Here is a 20541-nt window from a genome sequence, read left to right as displayed (position 1 = left end):
CTGCTGCAACTCCACTTCCGTCCGGCCGGATGCCGGTAACCGGTTGGCCAACGGCAATCATAAAGCAGCCCATATATATCTCCCGGCGCATCACTCTCTTAAAAATGGGCATAAAAAAAACACCGCCGCTGCGATGCTTTAAAATTGATAGGGACTTATATTAGCTTTACATAGTCCTGTGCACTGTAGAAGAAGCGTAGAATGCTGACGGTTTTGGAAGTTTCATTGATTTTGTAGACAAGTACATAATTCTTAATCAATGCCTTACGATAACCTTTTTCCTCCAACCGCTTATCTTGACACTTCGCATACATCATCGGATTGCTCTTCAGATAGCCATAACATTTTGCCACTTCATCAAGGAAATCCCCCGCTGCCGTTGGATTGACCAACTGGATGGCAATATATGAAACGATATTGTCCAAATCTTGATGTGCAAGCTCCGAAACAATCAATTCATACATTATATTTCTCTCTTACGCTTTTTAAAGAAGCGTCCCCGTCAAGCACTTTCCCTTCCGCCAGTTGTTCCTCGGCTGCATTAAGTTTGCTATATACATCAAGCATGAACATCTTTTCTTCATACATTTTCATACTCATGATAACCATATCGCCATAACCGTTTTTGGTTATAAAAATCGGTTCATTGGACTCATGACACATTTGAGAAATCTCACTTGTATTTTTCAAATCTCGGATTGGAATGATCTGAGGCATAAACATTCAACTCCTTTCTGTGGCTTTATTATACCATAATTGTGTCCCGTCATCAATCATTCTATCCACTTCATCTTAAAGAAAATACCGGGGAAGCTTTACCGCTTAGACCTTTAAAGATTAATCAAGCTTAATAATTCCAGAAGAATAGATAAGCAGTAGGAACAAGCCTAGTATTGACGCGCCTTTTAAAATTAGAACGTCAAAAGGAACGTCAAAAAAGAAAAATGACGGCCAGAAAGGCCGTCATTTCAATGTTTTTTAATGGTCGGGGCGACAGGATTTGAACCTACGACCCCCTGCGCCCAAGGCAGGTGCGCTACCAAACTGCGCTACGCCCCGATTAGAAAGCATAATCAGTATACCTGAAAATGAAGCCATAGTCAAGAACGGCCTATTGGAAAACCATTCCACTATAATTGCTGAAGATACATGTTCAACCCGGCCGCTCCCGTTTCGATGATTCCGTAGGAGACGCCTCCATACGAGCGCTCTCGGGAGAGCGTCCCGGGATTCAAAAGCCGGATCTCGTTCCAAGTGGTACTCAGCGGTTGATGAGTATGACCGAAGACCACCAGGGCGGCGCCTTGCTCCCGGCCGGCCTGGCCGAGCCGGCTCAAGCCGGTTTTGGCGCCATACTGGTGGCCATGCGCCAGTAAGATTTTGAATTCGTCCAGCTGAAAGGTCTGCTCCAACGGAAATTCGCTCACAAAATCGCAATTGCCGGCCACGCCCCGTACAAACAGACCGGTCTCTTCCCGCAAGCGGCAGATATCCCGGTAGCCGTCCCCCGTGAACAATAAATGATCGATCTTGCCCATGGCGCGGACCGCTTTCCGCAATTCGTGGTAACTGCCATGAATATCCCCGACGACACCGACCCGCATCCCGCTCACCCCAGATGCTGCCGGAGCGTCGGCAGGATCGCCGCGATGGCCCGAGCCCGGTGACTCAAACGGTTTTTCTGCTCCGGTCCCAATTCGGCCATGGTTTTGCGGTACTCCGCCAGAAAAAAGACCGGGTCATAGCCGAAACCGTTGGCACCGCGCGGTTCGTCAAGGATCCGGCCTTCGACTGCCCCGTCCGCCAGCTCCATCCGGTTGGCAACCGGATCGAACAGTGCCACCGCGCAGCGGAACCGCGCCGCCCGTTCATTCTCCGGCACTCCGGCAAGTTTGCTCAATACGTATTCATACCGTTGCCGATCGTTCCAGCCCGGCTGGCCGTAACGGGCCGAGTAAACCCCGGGTTCGCCCCCCAAGGCGTCAACCTCCAAGCCCGAGTCATCGGCCAGCGTCAGCTCGCCGGTATACTCGCCGATAGTCCGGGCTTTCAAGGCCGCATTCTCGGCAAAGGTGACGCCGGTCTCCTCCACCTCCGGAGCCTGCGGATAATCGTCCAGCCCGCAAACGCAAACCGGAAGCCCGGCGAGCAGCTCCCGCAATTCAGCGACCTTTCCCTTATTCGTCGTGGCCAGGACGAGTTTTCGCACGGGTAAGCCCTCCGATCCGGCCGGCGATCGGCCCCAGCGCTTCCCGCTGGATCGCCACCAATTCACCGATTCCTTTTTGAGCCAGCTCCATCAGATCGAGACATTCGTCCCAAGAGAACGGATTCCCTTCCGCTGTGCCCTGAACCTCGACGATCTTGCCCGCTCCGGTCGTCACCAGATTCATATCCACCGACACCCGGGAATCCTCGGCGTAACAGAGATCCAATAACTTGGTGCCGTCGTAAATGCCGACGCTGGTCGCGGCGAGAAAATCATACAAGGGCAGCGGTTTCTCGCCGGGCAGCACTTTATTCATGGCGTCCGCCAGGGCCACAAAGCTGCCGGTGATCGAGGCGGTACGGGTGCCGCCGTCGGCCTGGATCACGTCGCAATCGAGCCAAATCGTTTTTTCCCCCAGCGAACCGAGGTCGACCACTGCCCGGAGCGAGCGCCCGACCAGCCGCTGGATCTCCTGGGTCCGGCCACTGACCTTTCCCTTGGAAGATTCCCGGATATTCCGCTGCGGGGTGGCCCGGGGCAACATGGCGTATTCGGCGCTGATCCAGCCGACCCCCTGGCCTTTCAGCCAGATGGGCACTTTATCTTCAATGGTGGCGGTGCAAATCACTTTGGTGTTGCCGACTTCGATCAGAACCGACCCTTCGGCGTGCATGATATAATTCCGGTGTATCTTTACCTTGCGCAGTTCGTCATGGCGTCGGCCATCTATCCGTTCCATTTTACTCCTCCAACATTCGAATCAATTCTTGGCTTGCATTGTCTCAATGATTTACGCCGGTCCGGCAATAGGCGGCGCGGCCGCTCTGGTAGAGATCGGCGCCGGACGCGTCAATGGCCACGATGGCCGGAAAGTCCACCACTTCCAAGCGGTGGATGGCCTCCGTTCCCAACTCCGGGTAACAAATGACCTCGGCGCGGCGGATCGCCCGGGACATCAACGCGCCGGCCCCGCCCATGGCCGCAAAATAAACGGCCCGGTGGCGCCGGATCGCCGCGATCACTTCCGGCGAACGTTGGCCTTTGCCGATCATTCCTTTCAATCCGACCTCCAGTAACGCCGGAGTATACGAATCCATCCGGCCGCTGGTCGTCGGTCCGGCCGATCCGATCACCCGGCCCGGCGGCGTGGGCGAAGGTCCGACATAAAAAATGGTCTCTCCCGCCAACTCCACCGGGAGCGGCTTCCCTTCCCGCAGCAGTTGGCAGAGGCGCTGATGCGCCGCGTCCCGCCCGGAGAGCAGCGTCCCAGTCAGCAGGACCGCCTCACCGGCCCGCAACTGTGAAATAGCTTCTTCGGAAAGCGGCAGTTTGATACGTTTGGCTTCCATGAGGCCTCCCGGAAATATTCCCTCATAAATTTGTCGATTATAGAATCCCGCTCCGATGGCGGGTAACATGGCATGAGATATTGACAGCCACCGGCAGCCCGGCGATATGCGTCGGATAGGTCTCCAGATGGACCGCCAGCGCGGTACAGCGTCCGCCCAATCCCTGCGGCCCGATCCCCAGTTGGTTGATGCGCTCCAGCAACTCCTCCTCCAGCAGCGCCAGATCGGAACGGGGGTTGACCGAACCCACTTCCCGCAACAACGCCCGTTTGGCAAGCAGCGCGGCATATTCCATGGTGCCGCCGATCCCGACTCCGATCACCAGCGGCGGACACGGATTCGCCCCGGCCTGGCTGACGGCCTCGACGATAAACTCTTTCGCCGCCGCCAATCCCTGAGCCGGCGTGAGCATGACCAGACGGCTCATGTTCTCGCTGCCGAAACCTTTCGGCGCCACGGTGATCGTCAGCCGGTCTCCCGGGACGATCCGGGTATGCAGGATCGCCGGAGTATTATCCCCGGTATTGACGCGTTGAAATGGATCGCCCACCACCGATTTGCGCAGGAAACCCTCTCGATAGCCGCGGCGGACTCCCTCGTGAATGGCTTCGGTAAAATCGCCGCCGCTGACGTGAACCTCCTGGCCGTAATCGACAAAGATTACCGCCATGCCGGTATCCTGACAGATCGGCAACTGCTCGGTCCGGGCGATCGCCGCATTCTCGATCAGCCCCGCCAGGCAGGCGCGGCCGGTTGGCGATTCTTCACGCTCCAACGCTTTTTCCAAAGCGCGCTGGATGTCCGGGCCCAAGATCCGGTTGGATTCCTGGCAAAGCTCCGCCACCAGCCGGATAATCTGCTCCGTGGTCACTTCGCGTATCATCTTGAATGCATCTTCCTTTCGGTTAACGAAGAACGGCGGGTTCATCGCCTTTGGCGCCATGGTGCTGAATGCGCTCGCAGCAGGTCCCGTACCGGATGCCAGCGAGGGACCCGCGCGCGGCTGAGCTGATTCTTTTCCCGCTGCGGACCGGCCGTGACCCATCCTCATTCCAGTCCGGGTTGAGTCCGGCGGCCAAGGCCATCCCGGCGCTCAGAACCGGCTTACGCTTTTCCCAATACTTTCAGCAACACCGCTTTCTCGGCGTGCAAGCGGTTTTCAGCCTGGTCAAAGATGACCGCGTTGGGATGCTCAATCACGCCGCGGGTGATCTCGTAGTCCGGATGAATCGGCATATCATGCATGATCAGCGCCTTGCTCTCCTTCAGCAGCTCCTCATTGAGCTGATACGGCAGCATCTTCTCGATCCGGCGCTGCTTCTCCGCCTCGAACTTCGGATCCATGAAAAACTCCATATCCACCCAGGTATCCGTATAGACCACATCGGCCTTGGCCACGGCCGCTGGCAGGTCGAGGGTCCGCTCATACAACCCGGTGGCGGCGGCTTCGTCCAGAATCTCCTGGTCCAGACTGGCTTCATTGATCTCCGGGGTGACCATGGTAATCTTCATCCCCAGCTTGGTACCGCCTTCGATCAGCGAGTTGGCGACATTGTTATGAATGCCGACATAAACGAGGTTGATCCCTTCCAGCGTGCCCCGGTGCTCCAGTACGGTCAGAAAATCGGCCAGCGCCTGGGTGGGGTGGAATTTATTGTCGCAACCGTTGATCACCGGTACCCGCGAATAATTGGCCATCTCTTGAACCTGTTCGAAGGTGAGCACCCGGGCCATGATCGCGTCGACATTGCGGGAGAGATAACGAATCTCGTCTTTCATCTCGGCCAGGACCAGATTGGTGCTGCGCCAGTCCATGTAGATGGCGTGCCCGCCCAATTGGGTCATGGCGACTTCGAAAGAGACCCGGGTCCGGGTGGAGGTTTTTTGAAAGATCATCCCCAGGGTCAGATGGTCGAGGGCTTTCCAATATTGCGGTTGATTCCGCTTCACCCGCAGCGCCAGATCGAGCAGTTCCTTCAGTTCCGGCCCGGTCCAGTTTTTGAAGTTCGACATGTGTTTGACGGTCACTTGCATCGCTCCTTTAATTGAAGCCCCGGCTACTACCGGCCCTCCTGCAGCCCGGCGGAAGCGGCCGCTCCCTTCCAGTCCAGCGGTAAGCATATCGGAATAACCCTCGGGGTAAGTTTTTTCCTTAAATTACTATATAAGTTGAATTAAATTTCTATTATGCATCATGTCCCTAAAGCCGGCCATGAAGGATAAATTAAGGAATTTAATTCAACTTATTACCGCTGTAATAGGATGAAATAAATTCCGTTTTGATTCCATTTGCATTCGGCCTTAGGAATGCAAATCTTATTTAAGAAATTTATTTCATCCTATATAGCCTTAATCACTTCATTATAAACCATTCGATCGGCTTCGTCCAGCTTTGTTGACCGGTTGCGACAACTTTCTCGGCTCCCGCGTCGAGCGCGGGCGGGCGGATCAAACCTCACCCGGATTCCCGGGTGAGGTTCATTTTAGCGGCCGGTTGCTTGGGCGTGACGAAGGTTTGGCATTCGGGCGCAGCGGACTTTCCTTACCAGGGCTGCTGCTTCAAACGATCCACGGTCGCTTCGTCCAGGACTCCCAACAACGCTCCGACGAGTTGAATCGTGGCTTCCAAGTCGCTGAGCCGCACTATGCTCTGGGGACTGTGCGCGTACCGGACCGGTATCCCGATCACCAGGGTGGGCACGCCGCCGACGGTCTGTACTTGGATCGCGCTGCCGTCGGTGCCGCCGCTCTCCCGCACCGTCACCTGGTAGGGAAGCCCGAGTCTCTGAGCTTGCGCCACCGCCAGTTTCGCCAATGCCTGGTTGGCGATCATCGACGGATCATAGAAGCGGATCTGCGGTCCGCCACCCATTTTCCCCTGGACGATCGCGCCCGCGTCCGGAAAATCATCGGCCGGAGGGCCCTCAAGCACCAGGCAGAGATCGGGTTGGACCAAAGAGGCCAAGGTGCGGGCGCCGCGGGCGCCGTTTTCTTCCTGGACCGTGCCGGAGCCGATCACCAGATTCGGGTGATCCCCGCGCAACTCCAATAACGTGGCGATCACCGCGGCGCAGCCGATCCGGTTGTCAAAGGCCTTGCCGACGATGGTCCCGGCCAGCCCCAGCGGGCTCGCTGCCACCGCCGGCACGACCGGATCGCCCACCGCGATGCCCAGGTCCGCCACTTCGGCGGCGCTGGTGGCGCCGACATCGATATAGAGATCGCCCCACCGCAAGGGACGGTTCTTTTCATCCTCGCCCAGAAAATGCGGGGGTTTGGCGCCGATGATTCCGAAATGATCGCCGCCCGCCGAACGGACCACCACCCGCTGCGCGAGCAGGGTCGGCGGCCACCAGCCGCCCAATGGAACCGCCCTGAGACAGCCGCCGGGCAAAATGCCCCGGACCAGGAGCCCCACCTCATCCAGATGCGCGGCCAGCAATATCTTGGGAGTCTCGGAAGCGCCGCGCCGCCAGGCCATGATTCCCCCCAGATTGTCATAGGTGATTTCGGCCCGGCCGGTCAGCCAGTTCCGGAAGACGTCCCGGACCTCCCCCTCAAACCCCGACGGTCCAAAAGCGTTCGACAACTCCGCCGCCAATCGCGATAGATCCACCACTGGAAAATCATCCTCTCTCAAAAGCCATGGGATAAAGTCTTGCGAACCGGAATCAGCGCCATATTATAGTATGATATTCGCGGCCGCGAATCATTACGTTTCCGATCCGCTTTAGCCCTTCTGGTAATAATCGACGATCCCGGCCAGGATCGCCGCGGCCGCTTTTTCCTTATACTCACTGCTGCGCAAGGTCGTCTCTTCCTGAAAGTTCGATAAAAAGCCCAGTTCGATCAGGATTCCCGGCATCTGGGCCTCCCGGATCACGATGAAATCATTATATTTCACGCCCAAATTGTTTAGCTGCGTGCCGCGCACCAGGTTGTCCAGGACCGACTTGGCCAAATGTTGTGAGTCGGAACGGCCCGCATAATGATAGACCTCGACCCCTTGCGTCTGGAAATTGGGGCTGCTGTTGGCGTGAATGCTGATGAAGAGATCGCTGAAGAGATAATTGGCCAAAAAGGGGCGCTCATACAGGCTGATAAAGGTGTCGTCGCTCCGGGTCATCACCACGTGCGCCCCGGCGTCCTCCAAGAGTTCCCGCAGCCGCAGCCCGACCTCCAGCACCACGTCTTTCTCGCGCGTCCCCTGGCGGCCGGAGGCGCCGGAATCCACGCCGCCGTGGCCGGGATCCAGCACCACCGTTTTGCCGATCACCGGCGAACGCCGGAAACTGATGGCGAGCTGGCGGCGGTCGGCCGAAAACTGGGGCTGATAGCCCACGAAATAGTTCAAGCTGATCTCCAGCCGGAGCGCAGTGGCATTGAGCGGGATAAGCTTGACCCCTTTCACCTGCTCGTTCTGGATGGCGGGCAGTTTGAGAGCGGCGGCGGGGCGGCTAAAATTCAGGTCGACCTGGAGCCGTTGGGGATCTTTCAACTTGCGGATGGCTTCGACCAATTCCCCGTCGCCGGTGATCGTCAGGCGGCCGCCGTCCTTCTCCTCCGACCAGGAGACGGCGGTAATATTCTGCACCGTCCGGATCTCCAGCCAATTGGGGTGGGTCCGGGAACGGATCACGAAACAATGAGTCGGCGTCACCAGGTCCAGCACCACCCGGACCGTATCCGGATTGAACTGGCTCATCCGCACGGCTTTGATCCACCGGCCGTCGCCCGGGATGGGCCGGTTGTTTCCCACCAGCGTCGCGCCGGCCAGGTCCACCACCAGCCGGCTGGGATGGTCGAAAGTGGAGACCTGATAGCGGGCGGGATAGTTTGACTTGATATAGACCTTCCGTTCCGGGCCATTTTGGAAGAAATCGATCGCCTCCACCAGATAATTCAGGACGATCGTCGCCTGGTTGGAGCCGGGCTCCTGAATGATCTGGTAGCCGCTGAGCCGGTTCAGATCGAAGACCACCCGCAAGCCGTCGCCGTTGGGGCTGAAACGGACCCTTTTGACCATGGGATTCTCCGCCACCGCGCTGTCAAAGGCCGGATGGGCCTGGACGCCCGGCAGGTCGACGACCAGCCGGTCCGGGCCGGTTAACAGGAAACTCTTGATGGTCAGCGGCTTGGCGCCGAGCAGCATAAAAGCCGGCCGGTCCTGATATTGAACGCGCTCCAGGCCCAGCAGGAAACTGGCGGACCAGGCCAGGGCGACACTCCGCTCGTCCTGGCTCTTGACGGCCAGGCCCAGATGCTCGATGAATTCCAGCGGCACCCACAGCTGGTTCTCCGCTTCAAAAGGGGCCGCCGCCAGGCGGCGGGTCTCGCCGTTCACGGAGTACTGCGGATCGTCCTCGAACAACAGCAGCGTCAGTTTGCCGAAACGGAGGTAAATCTCGCCTTTGTCGGGATCCCAGTCGCTATTGATATGTAAATATTGATTCAGAAAGGGCAGATTGATAAAACGAACGCCGTTCTCGCCGATCCGGACGCCGATCTCCGGGTCCAAAGCCTTGCCGTCCAGGGTCACCCGCAGCAAGCCGCCGTCCTCGGCCCGCGCGCCCCCTCCCGCCAACAGCACCAGGCAGATGGCGATCAGGCCGGTCATCAAAATCAGCCACGATGGTCTCTTGGCCAAAAAATTCGCCGCCTTTCGGGTTGATCATTCTACCCTCGGGCGGCGTTTCCTGCCAAATGCTGCTTAAAAAGATGTAGAATCTTTTGCCGGGCCTCACTCCACCAATTCCAGGTTGGCGTAAGCCAGGATCAACGACTTGATGCCGAGGCCGGGGAAGGCCACTTTGACCTGGGCGTCCCCCCCGTTGCCCTCTTTGGTGACCACCGTGCCGATGCCCCATTTGGCATGGCGCACTTTGACCCCCACCCGGATCGCCGCCGGATCGCTGGCGGCGCGGCCGGCCGGCTGCCCGCCGGCTTGGGCCCGGCCGGTGCGGTTCGCGAGGCCGGCCGGTTGCGGCGCCGGCTGGGCCGCGCCCGAATGGCCGGGGCGGTTGGCGCCTTTCAGATTGACCACGCTCGCTTTGGGCAACTCCAGCAGGAAGCGCGACGGCACCGAGACGCTGGTGCTGCCGTAGACGGTCCGCATATTGGCATGGCTGAGGTAGAGGCGGCGCCGGGCGCGAGTGATCCCCACGTAACAGAGGCGGCGCTCCTCCTCCAGCTCGTTGGTTTCCATCAGCGAGCGGCTGTGCGGGAAGAGCCCTTCCTCCAGGCCGACCAGGAAGACCACCGGGAACTCCAGGCCCTTGGCGGAGTGCAGCGTCATCAGGACCAGCGCGTCGGCGTCGGCCTCGTAATTATCGACGTCGGCCACCAGGGCGACGGTCTCCAGGAAGGCGGCCAGACTCTTATCGTCGCTGTTCTGTTCGAACTCCACCGTCAGGGAGATGAATTGGTCGAGGTTCTCCAGGCGGCTCTGGGACTCGATGCTCCCCTCGTTCCGCAACTCCTGCAGGTAGCCGCTCTCCTCCAGGATCAGCTCGGCCAGCTCTTTCACGCCGAGGGCCTCCCGCTGGGCCACCCATCCGGCCAGCAGCTTGAAGAAAGCCGCCAGCGGTTTCAAGGCCCGCGAGGTGAGGCTGGGAATCTCCTCGAGATGATCGGCGCCTTCGAGGACCGCGTAGTTGTTATCGTCCAGGAAGAACAGGAACCGTTCGTAACTGGCGTCGCCGATGCCCCGTTTCGGGACATTGATCACCCGGCCCAGGCTCAGCCGGTCGGCCGGATTGTAGACCAGCCGCAAATAGGCGAGGATGTCCTTGATCTCTTTCCGCTCATAGAAGCGCAAGCCGCCGAGCACCCGGTAGGGCAGACCGCGCTGGATCAGCGCTTCTTCAAAGCTGCGCGACTGGGCGTTGGTCCGGTACAAGAGGGCGAAGTCGCTGTAGTGGTAGCCTTCCTCCTTGACCAGCCGGTTGATCTCTTCCGCCACGAACCAGGCCTCTTCCCGTTCATCGTCGGCCCGGTACAAAAGGAGCTTGTCGCCCTCCCGGTTCTCGGTCCAGAGCCGCTTGGGCCGGCGGCCCCGGTTGTTCTTGATCACCTCGTTGGCGGCGTTCAAGATATTCTGGGTGGAGCGGTAATTCTGCTCCAGCTTGATGATGTGGGTCTGGGGAAAGTCCCGCTCGAACTCGAGGATGTTTCGGATGTCGGCGCTCCGGAAGCTGTAGATCGACTGGTCGTCGTCCCCGACCACGCAGAGATTCTGGTACTTGGCGGCCAGCAAGGTCACCAGCACGTACTGGGCGTGGTTAGTATCCTGGTACTCGTCCACCAGGATATAGCGGAACCGCTCCTGGTACTTCTCGAGCACCTCCGGGAACTCTCGGAAGAGCCGGACCGTCAGCATGATCAGGTCGTCAAAGTCGAGCCCGTTGTTCTGATGGAGTTTCCGCTGGTAGTGCTTGTAGACCTCGGCCACGGTGTTGGACCAGTAGTCGGCGGCTTTGCGGGCGTACTCCTCCACCCCGACGAGCTCGTTCTTGGCGGCGGAGATCGACGCCAGGAGCGCCTTGGGGTGGTAGCTCTTCTCGCTCAGATTCAGATCCTTCAGCACGTTCTTAACGACCGTGGCCTGATCCTGGGCGTCGAAGATGACGAAGCTCCGCTCGTAACCGAGGCGTTCGATCTCCTGGCGCAGGATCCGGACGCAGGCGGTGTGGAAAGTCGAGACCCAGATCGCTTCGGCGGCCGGACCCACCAGGTTGGCGACCCGCTCCCGCATCTCGGCCGCGGCCTTGTTGGTAAAGGTCACCGCCAGCACCTGCCAGGGCGCGACTCCTTCCGAGAGCAGCCGGGCAATGCGGTGGGTCAGCACCCGCGTCTTGCCGGAACCGGCCCCCGCCAAAATGAGAAGCGGCCCCTCGGTATGGCAGACCGCTTCGCGCTGTGGTTCATTCAAACCGTTCAAAATATCCATGAAATGTCACTCCAGACCATCGCTATCGCGAAATCGCGTTCCAAGCCGGCGGCGTTGAAACGGGCCGGCGGATCGCAGCGTATATACTTCCATTCGGCGGCCGGGTTTTCCTGCCGGACCGGCCATGAAAAATTAAACCGCCGCGGCGGCGCCGGCCGGCTGCCCCGGCATGCGGTGGGCGATGAAGAAATTGGCAATGGCCAGGACGCCGGCGGCGAGGAAGATGCTTTCAAAGCCGAGGCGCTCCCACAGCAAACCGCCGAGCATCGGCACGGACATGGCGATCATGTGATCCATCGAGATGCCCATCGACAGGGTGGGCGTCAGATCCTCCTCCGCCACCAGGTGCTTGTGGAGGTAGGTGGTGCGGGCCATGGCCACCGAACTGAGCAAGAGGTCAATGATGAAGCAGGCGAAGACCAGATAGACGGCGGACTCTCCCAGCCCCAGCCGGCCCGCGAAAGCGTAGCCCAGGCAGACTCCGAGGAACAGCACTGCCTCGGCGCTGATGATCTTCCGCTCGCCCAGGCGGTCGATGAGCCAGCCCAGCCACGGCTTGAAAACGATCCCGATCACCGCCGCGATAAAGGTCAAGGTGGCCATCATCAGCGGCTTTTGGCCGTAGACCTTGACGATGACCCAGGGCGCAAAGGTCAAAAAGACCTGCTTGCGCGCGCCGTAAAGGATCGACAGCCAGTAAAAGAGGGCATATTCCTTCCGGAAGAGCAGCCGGATCTTCACGCCGGAATGGGCCGAGCGGTGCTGGACCTTCATCATGAAGGCGCACCCGATGGCCAGTAGGCCGAAAAAGGCGGCGCAACGCAGGACCCAGCCGTAATTCAGCTTCAGCCAGCCCATGCCGACCCAGATAATCACGCAGCCGATGATCGAGGCGGCGGTCTGGGCGCCATTGAGCAGCCCCAGGTTCCTGCCGATCTGGCCGTTCTCCGAGAGCCGCAGGGTCACGCTGGAGGAGAGCGGCATGAACAGGTGCACGCCGGTGCTGAGGATGACCATATTGACGACCGCCCAGGAGAACTGGGGCGCTCCGCCCCATAAGTAAAAGGACTGCCCGAGCATGCCCAGGGTGGTCAGGATGACCGAGACGCCCAGCAGCCGCACGTCGGCCATGAACATCAACAGCCCGGAGATATAAGTTGAATTAAATTTCAAATAAGCATCATGTCCCTAAAGCCGGCCATGATGGATAAATTAAGGAATTTAATTCAACTTATTACCGCAGTAATAGGATGAAATAAATACCGTTTTGACTTCATTTGCATTCGGCTTTAGGAATGCAAATCTTAAAATGAAATTTATTTCATCCTATATGGCGATGATGAAGCCGGGAAACTCCCGGGGCAACTCCAGATAGCCGCGGACCTGGGCCGAGATGTGAAAGACCTCGTTCATGAAGTTGCTGAAGATCGTATCATTGATACCGCTGGTGATCCCCACCAGCAGCCAGGTGAGGAAGAGCAGTTTAAACTCCCGGCCGTAGCCGGACCATCCTTTGCCCATGTGAAACTCCCCGCCCGGATTTTCCTCCCGGGCCCGCCGCTTTTGGATTACAAAGCTCAATCAATCTTCGAATATTGTAGCATACTTGGCCCGGGTTTGAAATGGTCGGTTTGCGGCGCGGCTAAACCTGCCGCTCTCGCTCAGGAAAGGATGGGTGAGGCCGCCCGATCATTCTTCGAGAGAATTTCAAATTTCTTCGGAAAAAGCTTCGCAACACAATATATTGATTGATATATCCGGGCTGCTCACTATATATTGTATTGCGAAGGGAATATTATGGTAATTTGAAATTCTCTAATTCATGAATGACGGACCGCCCCGGAAGCAGCAGGATTCGTTCCTGAAATAGCCGGGGAACTGGCGCGACCTGCCACTCCCCTGCCACGCCGGGCGTTTCCCCCCGCCGGCCGGGGTGTTCCACGGCGCGACCCTTTTGGCCCGGGGTCCGGACCTGACACTCCGCTGCCAGGGACAGCCCGCCCGCCTCGTGGGATAAGTGATCCCGGACCCGGGAAAGTCGATCCTTAACACGGGAGAGTTGATCCTTGACTCGGGAGAATTGATTCTTAACACGGGAGAGTTGATCCTTCACTCGGGAAGACCCGGCCGCCGGCCGGGCGGACTCTCCGGGATGGGGGATCACTCCGCCCGGGCCGCGGGAGAGATGATCCCGAGCGCGGCCGAACTGATCCCCGGCGCGGGAAGATTCGTCCGCCAGCGAGGAAAACTGATCCAGGCCGGGGGCGGATTGGCCGGGCCCGGGGGCGGGCGAGCCGAAAGGTTGCGGCTCCGTTCAGCGTAGCTTGAAATAATTCTGCAGATTCAAACTTTCGATCAGTTGCACCAGGTTTTTGGTCCGCTTCATATTGCATTTCCTCAGGATGATGCCGATCTGCGACTTGATGGTGGATACTTCGACGCACCGGATTCGCGCAATCTCCCGGATCTTGCGCTGCTCGATCAAAAGCTTGATGATTTCCCGCTCCGATTGGGAAAACAACGACATGATATTCACCGCGTTGATAATGTCCGATTCATTTTTGCGAATCCGCGAAAATTCCGACCGGATTTTGTCGGCCACCTCCGGCCGGATCGGCGAGCGATTTTGATGCGCTAAGCGAATGCTTTCAACGATCTCCTCCGCCGGGGCCGTTTTGAAGACGTAATCGATGGCTCCGGCTTCATAAGCGCCAAAAATCGTTTCGTTGTCTTCATGCACGGTCAAAAAGACCACCCGGAGCTGGGGGTATATCCGGCGGAGGATCTCCGCCGTGCGAATCCCGTCGAAGCGTTCCGCCATTTCGATGTCGGTCAGCAAGACATCCGCCTCGACCGTCTCCAGGATGGCAAAGACTTCTTCGCCCCGGCCGGCTTCGCCCACGACCTTCATATCCTCGTTTTCATTAATGATACCGGTGAAATACTCCCGCAAAACCGCCATATCTTCCGCTACCACGACCCGTATGACACTCATCGTCCATCAGTCCCTTTGTTGCGTTTTATCGAGATCGGCGTCCATGACCGGAAGAACAATACTGAAAGTGCTTCCCTCGTGGAGCCGGCTTTTGACCTGAATATACCCGCAATGCGCCTTGATAATCTGCTTGGCGTAGGATAAGCCGATGCCCCAGTTTTTGGTGGTGATCTTGTGGGTATAAAAAGGATCGAAGATCCGGTCGATCTCATTGGGGGAGATGCCGCCGCCATTGTCCTCGATCTCCAGGACGCACCAGCTTCCTTCGGAGTGGGAAGCTATCACCACCCGGCCACCGGGCCGGTCGCCGATGGCCTCCACGGCATTGATGATCAGATTGGCGATGGCTTCGGACAGATAAAAGCGATCCGCGACCACCGTCAGGTCGGTGATGTTTTTCTGGACGGTTACGTTTTCGGGGAAAAACTTCACATTCTCCAGCGCTTTTTCGATAATTTGGTTCAGACGGTAGGGTTTGAGATTCAGCGATATGTCTTTAAACGCCTTATAAAGCTGGGTTATCCGTTGCAACGTTTGGTTGGCGATGGCCGAAATCTCATGCAAATTTCGGGTAACCTCGGCGACATTGATGCTTTCGCCCGGATGATTCACCGCTTTGCCGGTCTTTTTGGACAACACGTCGATCATCAGCAGCTGATTCTTTAATGAATGCGTAATCACGGAAACGCCGTGATTGACCGATAAAAATTTCTGCTCGTACGATAAATCCGATGTGTCAAGCCGCTTGCCGACATCGGAATACTTCCAGATCGCGAAGATTCCGGCGACCGAGGTGACGCCGGTGAAACCGATAAATACCGCCCATTGCCAGATGGTCAGCGGCGGATTGAAATTGCCAAAATTGGTATATAAAAAATAATAGGTCCGCAAATCGGTCAATTGGATGGGTCCCATAAACACCAGGTAAAAGTAGAATAGCGTCAAAGCCAGGACGCACAGCATGATATACTTCAACTGTTGGCGCAAAAACTGCAAGCGCGCGGTGTAATACTTATTCAATAAACAGTAAAAGGTAAAGAAAATCGTCAGCAATATCCAAAGCCGGATAAAAACGCTGATGAGGTAGATGGCATTGGATCGTAGCAGGTACAAGAGCTGCCGGTAAAGCGCCGGCTCGTAAATTAAGATATTGACCAGGCAAATCAGGGCGCTGGCCGCAAACAGATACCAGCAGGTCTTTTTAGAAAAGAAGGTGGCGATGGACAAACTCAAGCCCACCAAACTCATTGCAAAGATGCTTCTGCCGACCGACAGCAGGCGGCTGATCCAGTTGAGCGAGATCGAAAAGTACAGGAAGAAGACCCGGATGTCGTCGAAAAGGTATAAGATCCGGTTGACCCGGTAGTCGTAACCCCCGTATTTGGATAGAAAAATAATATACCCCAGCATGCTCAGGAACCAGCCCAGGAAGACACAGGCCATCCAAAACGCCATGGGCTTCCTGGCCCGGATGATCAATACCATGGAAGCGAAGATCAATAAGCACAATAGAATGATCATGTTATCCCCCGATTCGGATCAAACCGTTGGTGACGATTATATTAAACATCGGCCGCTAGCCTCCTTTTCATAAAAACAAAAACAAGGAATATAGCGTCAGCTTTAACCAGCCTTAGCTATATTCCTTATGCAAATTGGTAATGAGCGCTTCCGAAAAAGCCTTTACGCTATGACCATGTCTGCGGCATGCCCGAGGTTTGCATTCCCCGGAAGCGGTCCTCGGTTACATTTTCAATTCTTTCAGCGCCTCTTTGAAATATTGCGGATCGACAAAGTTGGTGGCCGGTACGAATTGATCGAGCTTTTTGTTGTCGACGAAGATCTGTTCCTCAATCTCGTACCATTTCAGCGCCGTGCCGTTGTTGTACATCTTTTTCAAGGTCTTGGTATCCAGCCACTTGGTGCCGTCGACCAGAACCGCGGTGGAGGTTTCGTCCTGTTGCAAATATTTGGCGGTAATCTTCACGCATTCATCCATGTGGCGATAGCGGTATTCATTGGCGCGGATCCACGCTTTCATAAACCTTATCGTCGCTTCCCTGTTGTTTTCCAGGAATTTAGGAGTCGCGACCCAGCTCTGCGGGAAGATCGCTTTGGGGACAAATTCTTTGGAATGCAGCAATTGGACGACGTTATTCTTGCCTTTGATCCGTTTGATCTCCGATACAAACGGTTCCCAGATGGCGGCGGCATCGATCCGGTCGGCGACAAAGGCGGCCACCGCGCCGGCGACGTCCATATTGATCACATTGATCTTGGATACGTCCAAATTCGCTTTCTTACAGGCCAGTCCGAAGATCATATCCGCGGTAGTCCCTTTGGGAACGGCCACCGTTTTGCCGTACAGATCTTTTAAACTCCGAATCTTGGACTTTTTGGTGGCGATAATCAGATTGCTGATGTCGGTGCTGTCCATCACCAGGATTTTGCATTGACCCTTGGCGGCAAAGACATGCGCTCCGACCCCGAGATACCCGATGTCAATATCGCCGGACGCCATTGCGGCCAGCTCCGGAGGACCGGAAGTAAACTGCACCAATTGCACATCCAGGTTTTCATCCTCAAAATACCCTTTTTCCTGCGCGATCAGGACCGTTCCCGCCCCGACGATATGCGGATGATACGCCACCCGAATCGAAATCCGCTTGGCGGGTTTGGCGAAAACAGCGCTTCCCACTAACAATACCACCAGCATCACGAGACTCAATCTGACCCAAAATCCTTTTTTCACGGCGCTTCCTCCTTAAAATTGAATGAAAAGCCAGGTGATAAAGTCTTTCCAATCGATTCCACTGGTAAAAGGATTTTAAAACGACTTTATCACTTGCTTTGAACGCTTTTAAATCGAGTTGAATTTCAATCCGTTTCCGGCATTCACCCGGACCAAACTTCCCGATTATTTCGGATTGGCGAGATATTCCTTGTAGACCATCGCCCACAGGCGATTTTTAAGCTCCGTAAATTCCTTGGTTAACTTGAGCTCCTGAACCCTGGGATAGGGCAGGTTGACTTCGATGATCTCTTTGAGCCGGCCCGGCCGCGCGCTCATGATAACGATCCGTTGCGCCAGAAAGACCGCTTCTTCCACATCGTGGGTGATGAAAAAACAGGTTTTTCGCTCATTTTCCCAGGTGGTCAATAAATTTTCCTGCAGTTGAACCCGGGTTTGGGCGTCAAGCGCTCCAAACGGTTCATCCATCAATAGCACTTCCGGGTTTACCGCGTAGGCGCGGGCGATGGCCACCCGCTGTTTCATCCCTCCCGACAGCTCCTTGGGATAGGCGTCCCGGAAATCCTTCAACCCCACCAGCTCGAGGTATTTTTCGGCAATCTGGCGCCGTTCCCCCTTAGGGATTTCTTGAAACTTCAAACCGAACTCCACGTTTTCGACGACCGTCTTCCATGGAAATAACGCATACTGCTGAAAAACCACCCCTCGCTCTTTCCCCGGTCCGGAGATCTCCTTGCCGCCGACTTTCACCGTGCCGCTGCTCGGCTCGGTCAGGCCGGCAATGATATTCAGAATCGTCGACTTGCCGCAGCCGCTCGGCCCCACCACGCACACGAATTCATTGCTGGCAACATCGAAACTGACGTTTTGCAACGCGACCGTCGTTCCGCTGCGGCCCTCAAATTCCTTACTGACATTCCGAATTTCAATTTGATTGGCGCCGGCACTCATCATACTTTCCTCACTTCCTGCCACCCGGTCAACTTCTTCTCTACCCACAACACCAACTTATCAAAGATGAACCCGATGACCCCGATGGTCACGATGCCCAGGATCACGACGTCCATGTTGAAGTAGAGCGCGGCCTCTTGAATCATATTGCCCAGGCCCTTGGAAGCGCCGGTCAATTCCGCGGCGACCAACGTGGTCAGCGCGGCGGCGAGCCCCAAGCGCACCCCGACTAAAATGTAAGGAAAGGAGGCCGGAATCACCACATCGAAGAAGACATCCTTATCCTTGGCTCCCAGCACTTTGGCGGCTTTGATCAAGGTGAGGTCCACGTTTCTTACGCCCTGATAGATGCTGATCACCATCACCAGGAAGACCGCAAAGAAGATGACGACCACTTTGGCCATGGTACCGACGCCAAACGCCACGATCACCAAGGGTATCAGGGCAATCGGCGGAATCGTCCGCAGGAACTGAATCCAAGGCTCAACGATGGTCCGGAACGTTTTATACCAGCCCAACAAAAACGCGACCGGAATGGCGGCAATCAGTCCGAGGAAAAAGCCGAGAAAAATTCTTACCAAGCTAACCCAGATATTGATCGCCAGGTCTCCATTGACCAATTCTTTATAGAACGCCTTGGCGAAGCGGAGCGGGCTAACGATGATCGAACTGACCCCGGGTAGCGATGATAACAGCGCCCATACCAAAATGGCCAATCCGAGGGAGACCACCATCATCGAAGCCTGATTCAGTTTCGCGGAACCGCTCTGCTTTTTTTTATTTGAACCCTTCGTGGACATTACGGAAAACACCCCTCCACCCCATCAAAAATCGCTTGATCCTGTCGAAAACGCCCCATCGATTGCTGGACCCGGGCCGGTCCGAATCACTCGCGTTTCATTGCCGCAGGATCAGGCCTGGCAAACCGATTCGAATCTTGTTTTCCCACAGCTTACTTGCATGTTACTATAATTTAATGTCTTCGAAAAGTCGTAATATTCATCCGACTTTTCGGTTGAAAGCGGCCTTTAACCAGCCGCGAGCCCGTTCGAAAGTTCCGGACTTTCCACAAGCAACCGCGTTCCAAACCGGACTGGAACTTCCCCGATTCAGGGGTCGCAACGACTGCCAGGCCGGTCTTGCTTGGCGTACCTGAAAAAACAAAGACCGCCGGCATTTCACCGGCGGTCTTCCCGCTTTCTTATTGCTTCCTTTTACTAAAGTAAGTTAATCCAGTCCCGTTTGGCATAAAGAATCCTGATGACCGTCACCGTTTTCTTCTTTTCGGAAACGACATAAAAGATAAGATAATGATCGACCGTCAGCCAACGAATTCCTTGCGCAGCCAAATTCTCATCCGCTGTCAAGGCGTGACGGGCCGGCAGCTCTCCGAGGCTCAGCACCGCCTCTTTGATCTTTCCCACCAGTTTTTTCGCAAGGGACGGCTCACGAAGATCGTTGGCAATATAGTCGGAAATCCCTCTCAAATCATTGACCGCCGGCTGGGTCATGAAGATCCGGTAGCTTTTCATACCTCCAGTTCGCTCTCGATTTGACGGAATACCTCTTCCGCGGGTACGACTTTATCATTCTTCACGGCATCCATCCCCTCGCCAAGCAGCTTGTAAAGCTCACACTTGCCGACGAGACGCTCGAAGGTTTCGATACTCATCACCGCCAAATCGCCTTGACCGTTCTTCGTGATATAAACGGGCTCGGAATACTTGTGACAAAATTCCGAAATTTCATTGTATTTATTTCGCAAATCAGAGCTCGGCCTGATGGAAGGCATCCTGATCACTCCCGTTTCGAATGTATACATATTTTATCAAAATATTGATACCGAATCAAGCTCAATGGCGTTCCATTCCCTCTATCCCGGTTCGCCCAGTGATCTCTCTTGGACAGACTCGATGATCGACATGTCAGTTAAAAGTGCTTATCCGAGTCGAAATCCACCGGATTCAAACAAAGACCGCCGGCATTTCACCGGCGGTCTTCCCGCTCCCTCATTGCTTCAATCCTGACCCCGCACCTTCTCGCTCATATCGAGCTTGACCCCTTTGTTCCCGCCGTGATCGGCGCCGGCTTCCAGCTGCGGCTCTTGCGACTTGATCTCGCGCGGCTTGGGATGGCCCCGCCGCAGGTCGGCCCGGACGCCGACCTCTTTTCCGACGGCATCGGGAGTAATCTGTTCACCCATGCTAAGCACCTCCGGCTCTAGTGTAACCAGCAGCCGGAGAATCAATAAGGGAGCAATACGGTCAAAAGTCCAAAGTCAAAGGTCCTCAAGGTCAAAAGTTCAAAAGTCTAAGGTCCAAAGTCTGAAGTCCAAAG

At 56.2% G+C, this 20541-nt stretch carries 22 protein-coding genes and 1 tRNA gene; 1 reads left to right on the top strand and 22 read right to left on the bottom strand.

Annotation, left to right across the window (positions count from 1 at the left end; translation table 11 throughout):
- Nucleotides 1-155 precede the first annotated feature (155 nt).
- The 14 genes from EDC14_RS05020 to EDC14_RS04955 all read right to left on the bottom strand — a co-directional run bounded on the left by EDC14_RS05020 (nt 156) and on the right by EDC14_RS04955 (nt 13027).
- The gene (locus EDC14_RS05020) at nt 156-464 is read right to left on the bottom strand and encodes a type II toxin-antitoxin system RelE/ParE family toxin (RefSeq protein ID WP_132013169.1); all 309 of its coding nucleotides are present in this window, start codon (nt 462-464) and stop codon (nt 156-158) included.
- The gene (locus EDC14_RS05015; RefSeq protein ID WP_132013168.1) at nt 457-717 is read right to left on the bottom strand and encodes a type II toxin-antitoxin system Phd/YefM family antitoxin; all 261 of its coding nucleotides are present in this window, start codon (nt 715-717) and stop codon (nt 457-459) included. The genes EDC14_RS05020 and EDC14_RS05015 overlap by 8 nt, the downstream gene beginning before the upstream one ends.
- Before the next feature lie 265 nt (nt 718-982).
- Nucleotides 983-1059, bottom strand: a tRNA-Pro gene (locus EDC14_RS05010).
- 71 nt (nt 1060-1130) lie between these two features.
- On the bottom strand, nt 1131-1604 hold the full coding sequence (locus EDC14_RS05005) for a metallophosphoesterase family protein (protein ID WP_132013167.1): 474 nt from the start codon (nt 1602-1604) through the stop codon (nt 1131-1133).
- A gap of 5 nt (nt 1605-1609) precedes the next feature.
- The gene (locus EDC14_RS05000) at nt 1610-2209 is read right to left on the bottom strand and encodes an XTP/dITP diphosphatase (protein ID WP_132013166.1); all 600 of its coding nucleotides are present in this window, start codon (nt 2207-2209) and stop codon (nt 1610-1612) included.
- Complete coding sequence (gene rph, locus EDC14_RS04995; protein ID WP_132013165.1) at nt 2178-2948, bottom strand: ribonuclease PH; 771 nt, start codon at nt 2946-2948, stop codon at nt 2178-2180. Before rph ends, EDC14_RS05000 begins: the two co-directional genes overlap by 32 nt.
- A gap of 43 nt (nt 2949-2991) precedes the next feature.
- Entirely contained in the window at nt 2992-3558 is a 567-nt protein-coding gene (locus tag EDC14_RS04990; protein ID WP_132013164.1) for a Fe-S-containing hydro-lyase, read from the bottom strand.
- A gap of 37 nt (nt 3559-3595) precedes the next feature.
- Nucleotides 3596-4438, bottom strand: coding sequence for a fumarate hydratase (locus EDC14_RS04985; RefSeq protein ID WP_424337399.1), 843 nt, complete (start codon nt 4436-4438; stop codon nt 3596-3598).
- 224 nt (nt 4439-4662) lie between these two features.
- The gene (gene argF / locus EDC14_RS04980; protein ID WP_341540147.1) at nt 4663-5679 is read right to left on the bottom strand and encodes an ornithine carbamoyltransferase; all 1017 of its coding nucleotides are present in this window, start codon (nt 5677-5679) and stop codon (nt 4663-4665) included.
- A 421-nt stretch (nt 5680-6100) separates the two neighbouring features.
- Nucleotides 6101-7177 carry a M42 family metallopeptidase gene (locus EDC14_RS04975; RefSeq protein WP_132013162.1) on the bottom strand — a complete coding sequence of 359 codons (1077 nt, stop codon included), beginning with the start codon at nt 7175-7177 and terminating at the stop codon, nt 6101-6103.
- Between the two features lie 111 nt (nt 7178-7288).
- Nucleotides 7289-9205: an N-acetylmuramoyl-L-alanine amidase family protein gene (locus EDC14_RS04970; protein WP_132013161.1), complete on the bottom strand. Its 1917-nt coding sequence runs from the start codon at nt 9203-9205 to the stop codon at nt 7289-7291.
- 93 nt (nt 9206-9298) lie between these two features.
- Complete coding sequence (pcrA, locus tag EDC14_RS04965) at nt 9299-11506, bottom strand: DNA helicase PcrA (RefSeq protein WP_132013160.1); 2208 nt, start codon at nt 11504-11506, stop codon at nt 9299-9301.
- A gap of 132 nt (nt 11507-11638) precedes the next feature.
- Nucleotides 11639-12679: an MFS transporter gene (locus EDC14_RS04960; RefSeq protein WP_132013159.1), complete on the bottom strand. Its 1041-nt coding sequence runs from the start codon at nt 12677-12679 to the stop codon at nt 11639-11641.
- Nucleotides 12680-12832: 153 nt separating this feature from the next.
- Nucleotides 12833-13027 (bottom strand): hypothetical protein, encoded by a 195-nt coding sequence (locus EDC14_RS04955; protein WP_132013158.1) that lies wholly within the window; start codon nt 13025-13027, stop codon nt 12833-12835.
- 631 nt (nt 13028-13658) lie between these two features.
- Here EDC14_RS04955 and EDC14_RS26625 point away from each other — a divergent pair.
- Complete coding sequence (locus EDC14_RS26625) at nt 13659-13829, top strand: hypothetical protein (RefSeq protein ID WP_165907800.1); 171 nt, start codon at nt 13659-13661, stop codon at nt 13827-13829.
- On the opposite strand, the gene EDC14_RS04950 is transcribed toward EDC14_RS26625, so the two are convergent.
- The 8 genes from EDC14_RS04950 to EDC14_RS04915 all read right to left on the bottom strand — a co-directional run bounded on the left by EDC14_RS04950 (nt 13821) and on the right by EDC14_RS04915 (nt 20407).
- Nucleotides 13821-14501: a response regulator transcription factor gene (locus tag EDC14_RS04950; RefSeq protein WP_132013157.1), complete on the bottom strand. Its 681-nt coding sequence runs from the start codon at nt 14499-14501 to the stop codon at nt 13821-13823. The genes EDC14_RS26625 and EDC14_RS04950 overlap by 9 nt on opposite strands.
- 6 nt (nt 14502-14507) lie before the next feature.
- Nucleotides 14508-16022 carry a sensor histidine kinase gene (locus EDC14_RS04945; protein ID WP_132013156.1) on the bottom strand — a complete coding sequence of 505 codons (1515 nt, stop codon included), beginning with the start codon at nt 16020-16022 and terminating at the stop codon, nt 14508-14510.
- Between the two features lie 223 nt (nt 16023-16245).
- Nucleotides 16246-17253 carry an ABC transporter substrate-binding protein gene (locus EDC14_RS04940; protein ID WP_132013155.1) on the bottom strand — a complete coding sequence of 336 codons (1008 nt, stop codon included), beginning with the start codon at nt 17251-17253 and terminating at the stop codon, nt 16246-16248.
- A 165-nt stretch (nt 17254-17418) separates the two neighbouring features.
- Nucleotides 17419-18204 carry an ABC transporter ATP-binding protein gene (locus tag EDC14_RS04935; RefSeq protein WP_424337398.1) on the bottom strand — a complete coding sequence of 262 codons (786 nt, stop codon included), beginning with the start codon at nt 18202-18204 and terminating at the stop codon, nt 17419-17421.
- On the bottom strand, nt 18204-18941 hold the full coding sequence (locus EDC14_RS04930) for an ABC transporter permease (RefSeq protein ID WP_132013292.1): 738 nt from the start codon (nt 18939-18941) through the stop codon (nt 18204-18206). Before EDC14_RS04930 ends, EDC14_RS04935 begins: the two co-directional genes overlap by 1 nt.
- 480 nt (nt 18942-19421) lie before the next feature.
- Nucleotides 19422-19736: a type II toxin-antitoxin system RelE/ParE family toxin gene (locus EDC14_RS04925; protein ID WP_132013153.1), complete on the bottom strand. Its 315-nt coding sequence runs from the start codon at nt 19734-19736 to the stop codon at nt 19422-19424.
- Nucleotides 19733-19996 carry a type II toxin-antitoxin system prevent-host-death family antitoxin gene (locus tag EDC14_RS04920; RefSeq protein WP_132013152.1) on the bottom strand — a complete coding sequence of 88 codons (264 nt, stop codon included), beginning with the start codon at nt 19994-19996 and terminating at the stop codon, nt 19733-19735. The genes EDC14_RS04925 and EDC14_RS04920 overlap by 4 nt, the downstream gene beginning before the upstream one ends.
- A 225-nt stretch (nt 19997-20221) precedes the next feature.
- Nucleotides 20222-20407: a hypothetical protein gene (locus EDC14_RS04915; protein ID WP_132013151.1), complete on the bottom strand. Its 186-nt coding sequence runs from the start codon at nt 20405-20407 to the stop codon at nt 20222-20224.
- Nucleotides 20408-20541: the final 134 nt, after the last annotated feature.

This window comes from Hydrogenispora ethanolica, assembly GCF_004340685.1.
Taxonomy (GTDB): domain Bacteria; phylum Bacillota; class UBA4882; order UBA8346; family UBA8346; genus Hydrogenispora; species Hydrogenispora ethanolica.
Note: the sequence above shows the minus strand (reverse complement) of the source record. Positions and strands in the feature narration are given on the sequence as shown.